At 69.2% G+C, this 13,320-nt stretch carries 9 protein-coding genes; 2 read left to right on the top strand and 7 right to left on the bottom strand.

The annotated features are described in order from the left end of the window. The first annotated feature begins 168 nt into the window (after positions 1-168). Positions 169-873, top strand: a complete 705-nt coding sequence (locus G5C60_RS08610) for an ABC transporter ATP-binding protein (protein WP_241266603.1) — start codon at positions 169-171, stop codon at positions 871-873. Here the strand turns inward: G5C60_RS08610 and G5C60_RS08605 are convergent. After that, entirely contained in the window at positions 860-1,453 is a 594-nt protein-coding gene (locus tag G5C60_RS08605; RefSeq protein ID WP_165256409.1) for a TetR/AcrR family transcriptional regulator, read from the bottom strand. The two genes, G5C60_RS08610 and G5C60_RS08605, sit on opposite strands and share 14 nt — an antisense overlap. Positions 1,454-1,548: 95 nt before the next feature. On the opposite strand from G5C60_RS08605, the gene G5C60_RS08600 reads away from it, so the two are divergent. Further along, entirely contained in the window at positions 1,549-3,102 is a 1,554-nt protein-coding gene (locus G5C60_RS08600) for an MFS transporter (RefSeq protein WP_165256407.1), read from the top strand. Positions 3,103-3,286: 184 nt separating this feature from the next. Here G5C60_RS08600 and serA read toward each other — a convergent pair whose 3' ends face one another. The 6 genes from serA to G5C60_RS08565 form a co-directional block, all read right to left on the bottom strand. After that, complete coding sequence (gene serA / locus G5C60_RS08595; protein ID WP_165256405.1) at positions 3,287-4,876, bottom strand: phosphoglycerate dehydrogenase; 1,590 nt, start codon at positions 4,874-4,876, stop codon at positions 3,287-3,289. Positions 4,877-5,130: 254 nt separating this feature from the next. Next, complete coding sequence (ilvC, locus tag G5C60_RS08590) at positions 5,131-6,132, bottom strand: ketol-acid reductoisomerase (protein WP_165256403.1); 1,002 nt, start codon at positions 6,130-6,132, stop codon at positions 5,131-5,133. Between the two features lie 166 nt (positions 6,133-6,298). Beyond that, positions 6,299-6,823, bottom strand: a complete 525-nt coding sequence (gene ilvN, locus G5C60_RS08585) for an acetolactate synthase small subunit (protein ID WP_165256401.1) — start codon at positions 6,821-6,823, stop codon at positions 6,299-6,301. 20 nt (positions 6,824-6,843) lie between these two features. After that, the gene (locus tag G5C60_RS08580; protein WP_165256399.1) at positions 6,844-8,700 is read right to left on the bottom strand and encodes an acetolactate synthase large subunit; all 1,857 of its coding nucleotides are present in this window, start codon (positions 8,698-8,700) and stop codon (positions 6,844-6,846) included. 228 nt (positions 8,701-8,928) lie between these two features. Next, positions 8,929-11,916, bottom strand: a complete 2,988-nt coding sequence (locus G5C60_RS08575; protein WP_165256397.1) for an EAL domain-containing protein — start codon at positions 11,914-11,916, stop codon at positions 8,929-8,931. A gap of 414 nt (positions 11,917-12,330) precedes the next feature. After that, entirely contained in the window at positions 12,331-13,272 is a 942-nt protein-coding gene (locus G5C60_RS08565; protein WP_165256395.1) for a 2-hydroxyacid dehydrogenase, read from the bottom strand. Positions 13,273-13,320: the final 48 nt, after the last annotated feature.

Here is a 13,320-nt window from a genome sequence, read left to right as displayed (position 1 = left end):
CCCACCCGGCTGCGCCTTCCAACCCCGCTGCCCCCTCGCGGACGCGACCCGCTGCCGTACGGAGCAACCCGAACCCGAGACCCAAGACGACCGCACCGTCGCCTGCCACCGCTGGCGCGAACTGCCCGACAACCCCGCCGAGTTGTTCCTGGAGTCCGTGTGAGCCCTATGAGCCGTATGAGCCGTACGAGCGATGTGAGCCCCCTCCTGGACGTACGCGACCTGGTCGTCCGCCACGGCACCCGCACCGCCGTTGACCACGTCTCCTTCGACATCGCCCCCGGCGAAACACTCGGCCTCATCGGCCCCTCGGGCTGCGGCAAGTCATCCACCGCCATGGCCGTACTGCAACTGCGCCGCCCCGACAGCGGTGAAGTCTGGTTCGACGGCCAGGAGTTGACGGCCCTGGACGAGCGACGCCTGAGGCCGCTGAGGCAGGCGATGCAACCCGTGTTCCAGGACCCGTACGGATCGCTGAGCCCCCGCCACCGGATCCGCGACGCCATCGCGGAACCCCTGCGCGTACAAGGGAGTTGGGACCGCACGACGGGTCCCGCCCGCGTGGCCGAGCTGCTGGAGCGGGTCGGTCTTGACCCGGCCCTCGGCGACCGCCGCCCGCACGAGCTGTCCGGCGGACAGTGCCAACGCGCCGGTATCGCCCGCGCGTTGGCCTGCGAGCCCAAGCTCCTGATCCTGGACGAACCGGTCTCCGCCCTCGACCCGTCCTTGCGCGCGGGCATCCTCAATCTCCTGGCCGAACTCCAGGAGCGCCTCGGACTCGGCTACCTGTTCATCTGCCACGACATGGCACTCGTACGCCACTTCTGCGACCGTGTCGCGGAGATGCGGGACGGCCGCCTCAGCTCTTCGTAGCCCTGGCCGCCGCGGCAATGACTTGGCGCAGCCCCTCGGAGAGCTGCTCCGCACCGGGCGCGGTCTTCGGGTCGAAGGTCCACTGCGCGATCAGGCCCGTCATCAGGGTCACGTAGAACATGCCGACGGTGTCCGTGGTCTCGTCCGAGACGTCCTCCTCACGCCCGCCCATGAGCATCGGAACGAGCCCGCGTGCGGCCTCCCGCTGCGCCAGCGCCAGGTGATCGCGCACCTCGGGCATCTGGTCGCCCATGGCCAGGGCCTCCACGCTGAGGTGCCAGATCGATCCCGGCTCCCGCATCGTGCCGATGATGTTCGACCACATTCCCTGGAACCGTTCGAGGGAGCCGGGCTCGGTGGTGCTCATGGCGGTCCCGTCGCCGTCGAAGGCGTCACCCATCCCCTCGACCAGCGAGACGTAGGCCTGCGCCAGCAGCGCGTCCTTCGAGCCGTAGTGGTAGCCGATCGAAGCAAGGTTGGTCCCCGACTCCTTGACGATGTCGCGCGCGGTCGTGCGCGCGAACCCTTTGGCCAGCAGGCAGCGCTTGGCGCCTTCGAGCAGATCCTCACGGTGTCCCATACGGCCACCCTACTCCGATCCATACGACCGTCCTATACGGATGACTTACACAACCGTTCTAGACACGCGTTTAATACGCCCGTACAGTCGCCGCCATGACGAACTCGACGACTGCGACCACCGACCCCGCGCCCCTTGCCGGCCGCCGCGAATGGTTCGCGACCGGCGTCCTGATGCTGCCGCTGCTCCTGGTCGGGATGGACGTCTCCGTCCTCTACTTCGCGATCCCGGACATCAGCGCCGACCTGGAGCCCTCCGGCACCCAGCAGCTGTGGATCTTCGACATGTACGCCTTCGTGCTCGCCGGACTGTTGATGACGATGGGTTCGCTGGGCGACCACATCGGCCGCCGCAGGCTGCTCCTGATCGGCGCGGCGGCCTTCGGCGCGGCCTCGCTGGTGGCGGCGTACGCGAACAGCGCCGAGACGCTGATCGCGGCCCGCGCGGTGCTCGGCATCGGCGGGGCGACGCTGATGCCGTCGACGATGGCCCTCATCCGCACGATGTTCACGGACCAGGCCCAGCGCGCCAAGGCGATCGGCCTGTGGTCAGGCGTGATGACGGCAGGCATCGCGCTCGGCTCGGTGATGAGCGGCTTCCTCGTCCAGCACTTCTGGTGGGGCTCGGTCTTCCTGGTGAATCTGCCCGCGATGGTCCTGCTGCTGATCCTCGGCCCGATCCTGCTCCCCGAGTCCAGGGACCCGGCGCCGGGCCGCTTCGACCTGCTGAGCGTCCCGCTGTCCATGGCCGCCGTACTGCCGGTGATCTACGGCCTCAAGGAGATCTCCTCGGAAGGCTGGAACGTCCGCTACGTCATGTCGGTGACCGTCGGCCTGCTCTTCGCCGCACTCTTCGTCCACCGTCAGCGCACCACTGCCTCGCCGATGATCTCGCCCGAACTGTTCCGCGGCCGTGGCTTCGCCCCCGCCGTCTCGCTGAACCTGCTCGCCATGTTCGCGATGATGGGCTCGGCGTACTTCACCACGCAGTACCTCCAGTCGGTCCTCGGCAAGAGCTCCATGGAGGCCGCGCTGTGGGGACTGCTGCCGTCCGCGCTGGTCGGCGTCGCCGCGCCGCTCTCCGCACAGATGGTGCAGCGGGGCGTGAACCGGGCGTACGTGGTCTCCGGCGGCTTCGTGCTCGCCGCTTGCGGATACGGGATGCTGACCGCCGCCGGTACGGACTCGCTGTGGCTGGTGCTGGGCGGGGCCGCGGTCATCGCCTCCGGGATCGTCGTCGTGATGTCCCAGACGATGGACCTGGCGCTGAGCACCGTGCCGGTGGAGAAGTCGGGCACCGCGTCCTCGGTCCTGGAGACCGGCACGGAGTTCGGCGGCGCGCTGGGCATGGCGGTCCTCGGCTCCATCGGGGCGGCGGTGTACCGCCACGACATCCCGGCCTCGGCCCCCGACGCGGCCCACGAAACCCTCGGCGGCGCCCTGGCCGTGGCCGGTCAGCTGCCCGGCCGGACGGGCGAAGCCCTGGTGACGGCGGCCCGCGAGGCCTTCACCAGCGGCATGCAGGCGGCGGCGATCGCCGCGACGGTGCTCCTACTGGGGGCGGCGGCGCTGGCATCGGTGACACTGCGGTGGGTGCGGGTCCGTGACACGGAGGCCTCGGAGTCCGAGTGCGACAAGGTCCTGGTCTGAGGCAGTTCCCCGCGCCCCTTTAGGGGCGCGGGGCTGTTTCAATTTGCGGCTCCGCCGCGCGGGCGCGACCAGCCACGACGAACCCGCAGCGTGGAACGGCGCTTTCAGCCCGTCCGGCGCATGAGGACAAGGCCGCTAGGCCGAAACGGGGGCCTGGGGGCGGAGCCCCCAGCTGGCGGGCACCTCACACAAGGTTGACCGACCGAGCCGACGTCGCCCCGATCTCTTCCGCCAGCTCATTGAGCACGTTCTGCGGAACCGTGTCGTCCACCGTCAGGATGGCCAGCGCCGTGCCACCCAGGTCCGTACGAGCGACCTGCATGCCCGCGATGTTGATGCCGGCCTCGCCGAGGATGCGGCCGAGGGTGCCGACGACACCCGGGCGGTCCACGTACTTGAAGACGACCATGTGGTCGGCGAGGGCGAGATCCACGTCGTACTCGCCCACCGCGACGATCTTCTGGTGGTGCTTCGGGCCGGCCAGCGTGCCGGAGACCGACACCTCCTCGCCGTCGCTGAGCGTGCCGCGCACGGTCACCACATTGCGGTGGTCCGGCGACTCCGAGCTGGTCGTCAGCCGCACCTCGACGCCGCGCTCCTGCGCGAACAGCGGAGCGTTGACGTACGACACGGTCTCGTCGACGACGTCCTCGAACACGCCCTTGAGCGCGGAGAGTTCGAGCACCTTGACGTCGTGCTGGGTGATCTCGCCGTACACCTCGACATCGAGGCGGACCGCGACCTCGCCCGCGAGCGCGGTGAAGATGCGGCCGAGCTTCTCGGCGAGCGGCAGACCCGGCTTGACGTCCTCGGCGATGACGCCGCCCTGGACGTTCACGGCGTCCGGGACGAGCTCACCGGCGAGGGCGAGGCGTACCGACCTGGCGACGGCGATACCGGCCTTCTCCTGCGCCTCGTCCGTGGACGCACCGAGGTGCGGGGTGCAGACGACCTGGTCGAACTGGAAGAGCGGGGAGTCCGTGCAGGGCTCCTTCGCGTACACGTCGAGGCCCGCGCCCGCGACGCGGCCCTCCTTGAGCGCCGAGTGCAGCGCTTCCTCGTCGACGATCCCGCCGCGCGCGGCGTTCACGATCCGCACCGACGGCTTGACCTTGTGCAGGGCGTCGTGGCCGATGAGGCCGAGGGTCTCGGGGGTCTTGGGCAGGTGCACGGTGATGAAGTCCGAGACCTCGAGCAGCTCGTCGAGGGACAGGACCTTCACGCCCATCTGCGCGGCCCGCGCGGGCTGTACATAGGGGTCGTAGGCGACGACCTTCATGCCGAAGGCCGACATGCGCTGCGCGACGAGCGCGCCGATGCGGCCGAGGCCGACGACACCGAGGGTCTTCTCGGCCAGCTCGACGCCCGTGTACTTGGAGCGCTTCCACTCGCCGTTCTTGAGCGCGGAGTTGGCCTGCGGGATGTTGCGCGCGGTGGCCAGGAGCAGGCCGCAGGCGAGTTCGGCGGCCGTGACGATGTTGGAGGTCGGCGCGTTGACGACCATCACGCCGGCCTTGGTGGCGGCGGAGACGTCGACGTTGTCCAGGCCGACGCCGGCTCGTGCGACGACCTTGAGCTTGCCGGCGGCGGCGATGGCCTCGGCGTCGACCTTGGTGGCCGAGCGGATCAGGATCGCGTCGACCTCGGCAATGGCCGGGAGCAGTTCGGCTCGATCCGCTCCGTTGCAGTGCCGGATCTCGAAGTCCGGGCCCAGGGCGTCGACAGTCGCGGGCGACAGCTCTTCAGCGATGAGTACGACAGGTTTCGAGCTCACGTGAGTCCTCACATGTCCAATGCGGACGGCCGTCCCGACGGCCGCATGCGGTGGAGGGTTGCTAGCCGCGTGGAAGACGCACGACGCTGTGGGCCTGACGCGTATCTAGTGCAGCAGTCTAGTGCCGCTCCGGAGGTCATCCTGCGCCTCCACGGAAGGATCACCCGTCCGTGGCTGTACGCCGTGGACAAGGTGTTACCCAGGGTTGGGCAACGGGGGCCGCAGCGACATCGCTGCGGCCCCCGTTCCATGACCTACGCCTCGTCGTCGTTGACCCACGACATGAGCTTGCGCAGCTCCTTGCCGGTGGTCTCCAGGAGCGACTCGGCGTCCGCCTTCTTGTACTCGTTGTACTTCTTCAGACCGCCGTGGTACTCGGCCATCCACTCGCGCGCGAAGCTACCGTCCTGGATCTCCGCCAGGACCTTCTTCATCTCGGCCTTGGTGGCGTCCGTGATGATCCGCGGGCCGGTGACGTAGTCGCCCCACTCGGCGGTCTCGGAGATCGACCAGCGCATCTTCTCCAGGCCGCCCTCGTACATCAGGTCGACGATGAGCTTCAGCTCGTGCAGGCACTCGAAGTAGGCGATCTCCGGCTGGTAGCCGGCCTCGGTCAGCGTCTCGAAACCGGCCTTGACCAGCGCGGCCGTACCACCGCAGAGGACGGCCTGCTCGCCGAACAGGTCGGTCTCGGTCTCCTCGGTGAAGGTCGTCTTGATGACGCCGGCGCGGGTGCCGCCGATGCCCTTGGCGTACGACAGCGCCAGCGCGAAGCCGTTGCCGGTCGCGTCCTGCTCGACGGCCGCGATACACGGAACGCCGCGGCCCTCCTCGTACTGACGGCGCACCAGGTGGCCCGGGCCCTTGGGGGCGACCATGCAGACGTCGACGTTCGCCGGGGGCTTGATGAAGTCGAAGCGGATGTTCAGGCCGTGGCCGAAGAACAGCGCGTCGCCGTCCTTGAGGTTGTCCTTGATGGACTCCTCGTAGACCTGCGCCTGGATCGGGTCCGGCACCAGGATCATGATCACGTCGCCCTCGGCGGCGGCCTCCGCCGGGGTCACCACGCGCAGCCCCTCCTCCTCGGCCTTCGCCTTGGACTTGGAGCCCTCGTGCAGACCGACGCGGACGTCGACACCCGAGTCACGCAGCGACAGCGCGTGGGCGTGGCCCTGGCTGCCGTAGCCGATGACCGCGACCTTGCGGCCCTGGATGATGGACAGGTCGGCGTCAGCGTCATAGAACAGCTCGGCCACTTTGGGTTCTCTCCTTGTGTGCAGGTGTTGCGTCCCACCGTATGACGGCGGGCGGAAGGGAAGTTCCGGGGTCTCGGAATGCGGGCGGCCGATGGGCACCGACCGCCCGTTTCCGGTCGTACATGAATCCTCTACGGCACTGTCGTACGTGATTCCTCTACGACGCTTACGCGGAGCGGTCCAGCGCGCGCAGCGACCGGTCGGTGATCGAGCGGGCGCCGCGGCCGATGGCGATCGTGCCGGACTGGACGAGCTCCTTGATGCCGAACGGCTCCAGCATCTTGAGCATGGCCTCCAGCTTGTCGCTGCCGCCGGTGGCCTCGATGGTGACGGCCTCCGGGGAGACGTCCACGGTCTTGGCGCGGAACAGCTGGACGATCTCCACGATCTGGGAGCGGGTCTCGTTGTCGGCGCGGACCTTCACCAGAACGAGCTCCCGCTGAACGGCCGAGCCCGGCTCGAGTTCGACGATCTTCAGGACGTTGACAAGCTTGTTGAGCTGCTTCGTGACCTGTTCGAGCGGCAGGTCCTCGACGTTCACCACGATGGTGATGCGGGAGATGTCGGGGTGCTCGGTGACACCGACGGCGAGCGAGTCGATATTGAAGCCGCGGCGGGAGAACAGGGCGGTGATCCGGGCGAGGACACCGGGCTTGTTCTCGACCAGGACGGAGAGCGTGTGCTTGGACATTTCTCTGTGGTCTCTCTCGCTCAGTCGTCTTCGTTGTCGCCGAAGTCGGGGCGGACGTCCCGGGCGGCCATGATCGTGTCGTTCGAGGTGCCGGCGGCGACCATCGGCCAGACCATCGCGTCCTCGTGGACGATGAAGTCGACGACGACCGGACGGTCGTTGATCGAGTTCGCCTCCTCGATGACCTTGTCCAGGTCGTCCGGGGACTCGCAGCGGATCGCGTGGCAGCCCATGGCCTCCGACAGCTTCACGAAGTCGGGGACGCGGGTGCCGGAGCTGGGCTGCTTGCCGTCGGCCTCGGGGCCGGAGTGCAGCACGGTGTTGGAGTAGCGCTGGTTGTAGAAGAGGGTCTGCCACTGGCGGACCATCCCGAGGGCGCCGTTGTTGATGATGGCGACCTTGATCGGGATGTTGTTCAGGGCGCAGGTGGTGAGCTCCTGATTGGTCATCTGGAAGCAGCCGTCGCCGTCGATCGCCCAGACGGTACGGTCCGGCCGGCCGACCTTGGCTCCCATGGCGGCCGGGACCGCGTACCCCATCGTCCCGGCGCCGCCGGAGTTCAGCCAGGTCGCGGGCTTCTCGTACTCGATGAAGTGCGCGGCCCACATCTGGTGCTGGCCGACGCCCGCCGTGAAGATCGTGCCCTCGGGGGCGAGCTGCCCGATGCGCTCGATGACCTGCTGCGGCGAGAGCGAGCCGTCGTCGGGCTGGTCGTAGCCGAGCGGGTAGTTGTCGCGCCAGCGGCTCAGGTCCTTCCACCAGGCGCTGTAGTCGCCGGTGTTCCCCTCGCTGTGCTCCTTCTGCACGGCCTGGATCAGGTCGGCGATGACCTCGCGGGCGTCACCGACGATCGGCACGTCGGCGGCGCGGTTCTTGCCGATCTCGGCCGGGTCGATATCGGCGTGGACGATCTTGGCGTACGGGGCGAAGCTGTCCAGCTTGCCGGTGACGCGGTCGTCGAAGCGGGCTCCGAGGGCGACGATCAGGTCGGCCTTCTGCAGCGCGGTGACGGCGGTGACCGAACCGTGCATGCCCGGCATTCCCACGTGCAGCGGGTGGCCGTCGGGGAATGCGCCGAGCGCCATCAGGGTGGTGGTGACGGGCGCTCCGGTGAGTTCTGCGAGGACCTTCAACTCGGCGGTCGCGCCGGCCTTGATGACGCCGCCGCCGACGTACAGGACGGGCCGCTTGGCCTGGGTGATCAGCTTGGCGGCCTCGCGGATCTGCTTGGCGTGCGGCTTGGTCACCGGGCGGTAGCCGGGCAGGTCCATGGTCGGCGGCCAGGTGAAGGTGGTCTTCGCCTGGAGGATGTCCTTGGGGATGTCGACCAGGACCGGTCCCGGGCGGCCGGTGGAGGCGATGTGGAACGCCTGCGCGATCGCCCGGGGGATGTCCTCCGCCTTGGTGACCAGGAAACTGTGCTTGGTGATCGGCATGGTGATGCCGACGATGTCCGCCTCCTGGAAGGCGTCCGTACCGATCGCCTTGGACGCGACCTGCCCGGTGATCGCGACCAGCGGCACGGAGTCCATGTGCGCGTCCGCGATCGGAGTGACCAGGTTGGTGGCGCCCGGCCCGGACGTCGCCATGCACACCCCGACCTTGCCGGTGGCCTGCGCGTAACCGGTGGCCGCGTGGCCGGCGCCCTGCTCGTGGCGGACCAGCACATGACGCACCAGCTCGGAGTCCATCATCGGGTCGTACGCCGGAAGGATGGTGCCGCCGGGAATGCCGAATACCGTCTCGGCCCCGACCTCCTCGAGAGAACGGATGAGGGACTGCGCACCCGTCACGTGCTCGGGCGCGGACTGCTGCCCTCCGGAACGGGGCCGCGGCTGCGGATGGTGGGCCCCGGTGGCCTGCTCGGTCATCGGCATTCTCTTCTCGATGCTGAGGGTTTTTGCGAAGTTTGTGCGATGTTCGACTGGTACTGGTGCAACAAAAAACCCCTCGTGCCGTGAGGCAAGCGAGGGGAGCGCGCCGGGTGCGGTCGCTGGGAGTTCCGGTTCATCGATCCGGTCGTTCCCAGCTCAGCCGACGCGCTTTCCAAGTACGAGAATTCGGGTGCGCATGGATCAGACCCTCTCTCCGGCGCACTCCGCGTGTCAAGTGGGTGGGACGGGAGTCTCATCATGTGAGCGCAGGGCCGTCCCAGTGGCGTACGCCCCCGGAGAGCCGCCAACCGTATAAGCAGCCGAGCCTCCACCTGCGTACATCCCGGCCACTCCGGTCACGCCGCCGCTGACGAAGACCGGCTCGGCCGGGCTGCCGGGCACGGGGTAATGGCCGGAAGCGAGCGCGCGGCGCAGCCGGACCTCGTCGAGCGGTTCGGAGAACGCCATGCCCTGTCCGTGGGTGCAGCCCATGTCGCGCAGGGCGACCACCTGCTCGGGCAGGTCCACGCCGTCGGCCACCGACTGCAGCCCCAGATCACCGGCGATACGGAGCAGCCCACCGGTGATCTTGTGCAGCCGGGCCGACTCGACGACGCCCTCGACCAGGCCGCGGTCGAGCTTCAGTACGTCGATGGGGAGGCGCCGTAGCGCGGCGATCGCCGCGTAGCCGCTGCCGAAGCCGTCCAGGGCGATGCGGACGCCGACGCGCCTGAGCGCGCTCAGCCGGCGCTCCAGCTCGTCCAGGGAGACCCGGGGGTCGATTTCGGCCAGTTCGATGACCAGGGCGCCGGAGGCCAGACCGTGCCGGGTCAGCAGGGCCTCGATGGAGCTGAGGGGCATCGACCGGTCGAGCAGCCGGCGGGCGCTCATCCGGACGGCGACGGGCACGGGGAGCCCGGTGGCGCCACGCTCGGCGGCCTGCTCGATGGCCTCCTCGAGGATCCAGCGGCTGAGCTCGGCGGTGCGGTCGCTGTCCTCGGAGACCCGCAGGAAGTCGGCGGGCGTGAGCAGTACGCCCTGGGCCGAGCGCCAGCGCGCCTGCGCGACGACCGTCGTGATCCGGCCGGTGTCGAGACAGACCACGGGCTGGTGCACCAGGGCGAACTCGCCGTCGTGCAGGGCGGCCCGCAGCCGGGTCGCGAGCGCCGCCTTCCGTACGACGTCCTGCTGCATCTGTGGCGCGTACAGCTCGACGCGGCCCTTGCCCGCGGCCTTGGCCCGGTACATCGCCAGGTCGGCGTTGCGCAGCAGCTCGCCCGCGCCGAGGCCCGGCTCGGCGAAGGCGACGCCGATGGAGGCGGCGACGCGGACATCGTTGCCGTCGATGGAGTACGGCTGCGAGAGCTTGACACGGAGCCGGTCGGCGAGCTCGAAGATGTGGCGCTCACGGGCGGTCCGGTCGCGGGTGCCGTCACCGACGATGAGGGCCGCGAACTCGTCGCCGCCGAGCCTGGCGGCGGTGTCCCCCTGACGCACGGCGTCCTGGAGTCTGCGGGCGGCCTGGACGAGCAGCTCGTCGCCGGCCTGGTGCCCGATCGTGTCGTTGACGGCCTTGAAGCCGTCGAGGTCGATGAAGAGAACGGCGGTGCCGCGGTCGGAGGAGCGGCGGCCGGAGAGCGCCTGCTGGACGCGCCGGGTGAACAGGGCGCGGTTGGGCAGGTCGGTGAGCGGGTCGTGCTCGGCGTTGTGCTGCAACTGGGCCTGCAGGCGCACCCGTTCGGTCACGTCGCGGCTGTTGAAGATGAGGCCGCCGTAGTGGCGGTTGACCGTCGACTCGACGTTCAGCCAGCCGCCGTCGCCGGACCTGAAGCGGCACTCGATACGGGTCGTGGGTTCCTCGGTGGGGCTGGCGGCGAGGAAGCGGCGCACTTCGTGCACCACGCAGCCCAGGTCCTCCGGGTGGATGATCGAGGCGAGTTCGCAGCCCTCGAGCTCCTCCGCGGGCCGCCCGTAGACCCCGGCGGCGGCCGGGCTGACGTACTGGAGGACGCCGTTCGGCGCGGCGATCATGATGACGTCGCTGGAGCCCTGTACCAGGGAACGGAAGTGGTTCTCCGTCTGGGCCAGTTCCTGGGTGAGGGTGATGTTGTCGAGGAGCATGATGCCCTGGCGCACGACGAGGGCGAGCACGACCGTGCCGCCGGTGATGAGCACCAGGCGGTCGACGCTGCGGCCGTTGAGCACGTTGTAGAGAATGCCCAACGTGCAGACGGCGGCGGCCAGATAGGGCGTGAGCGCCGCCAGCGAACCGGCGATGGGCCGGTTGGCCGGATACCGACTGAGACCTCCTTCCTGGAGGGGCACGTGGGCCGGTTGTTCCGGCACGGGCGCCGCTTGTCCCTGTCGGGGCCCTGGCACGTAGCCGTACACCACGCGCGTGTGCCCCTCGTCTTCCGTCTGTCCGTGTCGCGCCCCCACCCAGGGGGCGTAGGCGAGCAGGAGCGAACCGGCGAACCAGCCGGCGTCGAGCAACTGCCCCGAGCGATAGTCGTTGTGCAGCAGTGGCGAGGTGAACAGCGCGTCGCACATCACCGTCAGGGCGAGGGCGCCGATCGCGGTGTTCACCGCGGAGCGGTTCACCGACGAGCGCCTGAAGTGCAGTGCCAGCACCATGCTCACCAGAGCGATGTCCAGCAGGGGGTAGGCGAGCGACAGCGCGGTGTGCGCGACACTCGATCCCTCGGCCTTGGCCGCCTGGGCGAGCGCGAGGCTCCAGGAGAGGGTGAGCAGCGAGCCGCCGATGAGCCAGGCGTCCAGGGCCAGACAGATCCAGCCGGACTTGGTCACCGGCCGTTTGGCGAGCACGAGCAGTCCCACGATGGCCGGCGGCGCGAAGCACAGGAAGAACAGGTCGGCGTAGCTCGGACTGGGTATGGGGCGGGCCAGGACGACCTCGTACCAGCCCCAGACGAAGTTGCCCGCGGCGGCCATCGTGGACGAGAGCGCGAACAGCAGCCATGCGGGTCGAAAGCGGCTGCGGCCTTTTCTGGCGCTGAGGAAGCAGGAGACGGCCGCGGCGGCGGCCGCCGCGCTCAGTCCGAAGTCGCCCATGATCAGCGCGAGCGTCTGCGAGCCCCAACTGAACGCGGAACCGATGGCGTATCCCGCGCACACCAGGGCCAGTACCAGTTGCGGGACCAGGCTCGTCCCGCCGCCGGCGACCGGGCGGCGGGCCAGCAGCGCCCCCTGGGAGCTCACTGTGTCTCTCCGGTCCGTGCCGCCCCCGAGTCCCTCTGGTCCCGGTGCGCCGAAGGGGATCCCCCCACCCGAGCCGTGCGAAGCCGGTTGGAGGATGAGGGCGCGTGCCGCCTGCGACCACTGTGCCTGCGGTGGTGGGAGCAGCTGTGGCCGCTTCTGCGTGGTGCGTGCCAGGGTCGCCGTCGGCGGCCCCGCCGCGTCGGATCGTTGGTCCATAGGCCGTGCATCGCCCGTCGCCCCCCTCACATTCCGCTGTCTCTCGTCCCCGGCGCCGTACGGTGCGCGGCGCATCCCCTGTCGGGACGATACACCAGTCTCGTCACTCAGGGACATAGCCTCTCTACGCTCCGTGACGACCAGGGGCGATAAGCGAACCGACCGCGTTCAGGGGACTGCGGAGGGTGGCCGCGGAGGCTAAGCGCCCGTCGTAAGGACCACGTTTCGCATCGGCTCCTGGTTCACGAACCGGTTGAGCTGGTCCACCAGGAGCCGCTTGGCGCGCGGGAAGAACGCGGACGTCGGGCCTCCCACGTGTGGACTGATGAGTACGCCCGGCGCATGCCACAACGGGTGCCCCTTGGGCAGCGGTTCAGGATCGGTGACGTCGAGGGCCGCCCGGATCCGGCCACTTTCCAGCTCGGCGAGGAGCGCCTTGGTGTCGACGACACCGCCGCGGGCGACGTTGACCAGCAGCGCACCGTCCTTCATCCGCGCCAGAAAGCCGGCGTTGACCAGACCCCTCGTCTGCTCCGTGAGGGGCGTGATGAGCACCACGACGTCGGCGTCTGGCAGAAGTTCGGGCAGTGCGGTGATCGGATGCACGGGACCGCGCTCCGTCTCACGTGCGGAGCGCGCGACGCGCGCCACCCGCGCGACCTCGAAGGGCGCGAGCCGGTCCTCGATCGCGGAACCGACCGAGCCGTAGCCGACGATCAGGACGGACTTGTCGGCGAGCGCCGGGCGGAACCCGGACCGCCACTCCTCGTGCTCCTGCCCGCGGACGAAGTCGGGGATGCCCCGCAGCGAGGAGAGGATCAGCGTGAGCGTGAGTTCGGCCGTACTGGCGTCGTGCACTCCGCGCGCGTTGCACAACTGCACGCCCTTGGGGAGCAGTCCGAGGCCCGGCTGGACGTGGTCGATTCCGGCCGACATCGTCTGCACGACCCGCACGGACGTCATTTCGGCCATCGGGCGTACCGAGACCTCGCTGCTCTTCATGTAGGGCACGACATAGAACGCGCAGTCGGCGGGATCGGCGGGAAAGTCCTGCTCACCGTCCCAGAAGCGGTAGTTGAGGCCTTCGGGGAGGCCGTCGATGTCGGCTGCGTCGAACGGGAGCCACACTTCGGAAGTCATGCTCAGGAGGCTAGGCGAAGCATCAACAGACGCAGAGGTTAGTTTGGG

Origin of the sequence: Streptomyces scabichelini, from assembly GCF_011045015.1 — a bacterium.
Lineage (GTDB): Bacteria > Actinomycetota > Actinomycetes > Streptomycetales > Streptomycetaceae > Streptomyces > Streptomyces scabichelini.
The sequence above is the reverse complement of the archived record's forward strand: the minus strand, read 5'-3'. Positions and strand labels throughout refer to the sequence as shown.

Excerpts from the sequence above, each read along its gene's own strand:
- ilvN (WP_165256401.1), bottom strand. The coding sequence starts at position 6,823 with ATGTCCAAGCACACGCTCTCCGTCCTGGTCGAGAACAAGCCCGGTGTC.
- G5C60_RS08605 (WP_165256409.1), bottom strand. The coding sequence starts at position 1,453 with ATGGGACACCGTGAGGATCTGCTCGAAGGCGCCAAGCGCTGCCTGCTG.
- G5C60_RS08600 (WP_165256407.1), top strand. The coding sequence starts at position 1,549 with ATGACGAACTCGACGACTGCGACCACCGACCCCGCGCCCCTTGCCGGC.
- G5C60_RS08565 (WP_165256395.1), bottom strand. The coding sequence starts at position 13,272 with ATGACTTCCGAAGTGTGGCTCCCGTTCGACGCAGCCGACATCGACGGC.
- G5C60_RS08580 (WP_165256399.1), bottom strand. The coding sequence starts at position 8,700 with ATGCCGATGACCGAGCAGGCCACCGGGGCCCACCATCCGCAGCCGCGG.
- G5C60_RS08610 (WP_241266603.1), top strand. The coding sequence starts at position 169 with ATGAGCCGTATGAGCCGTACGAGCGATGTGAGCCCCCTCCTGGACGTA.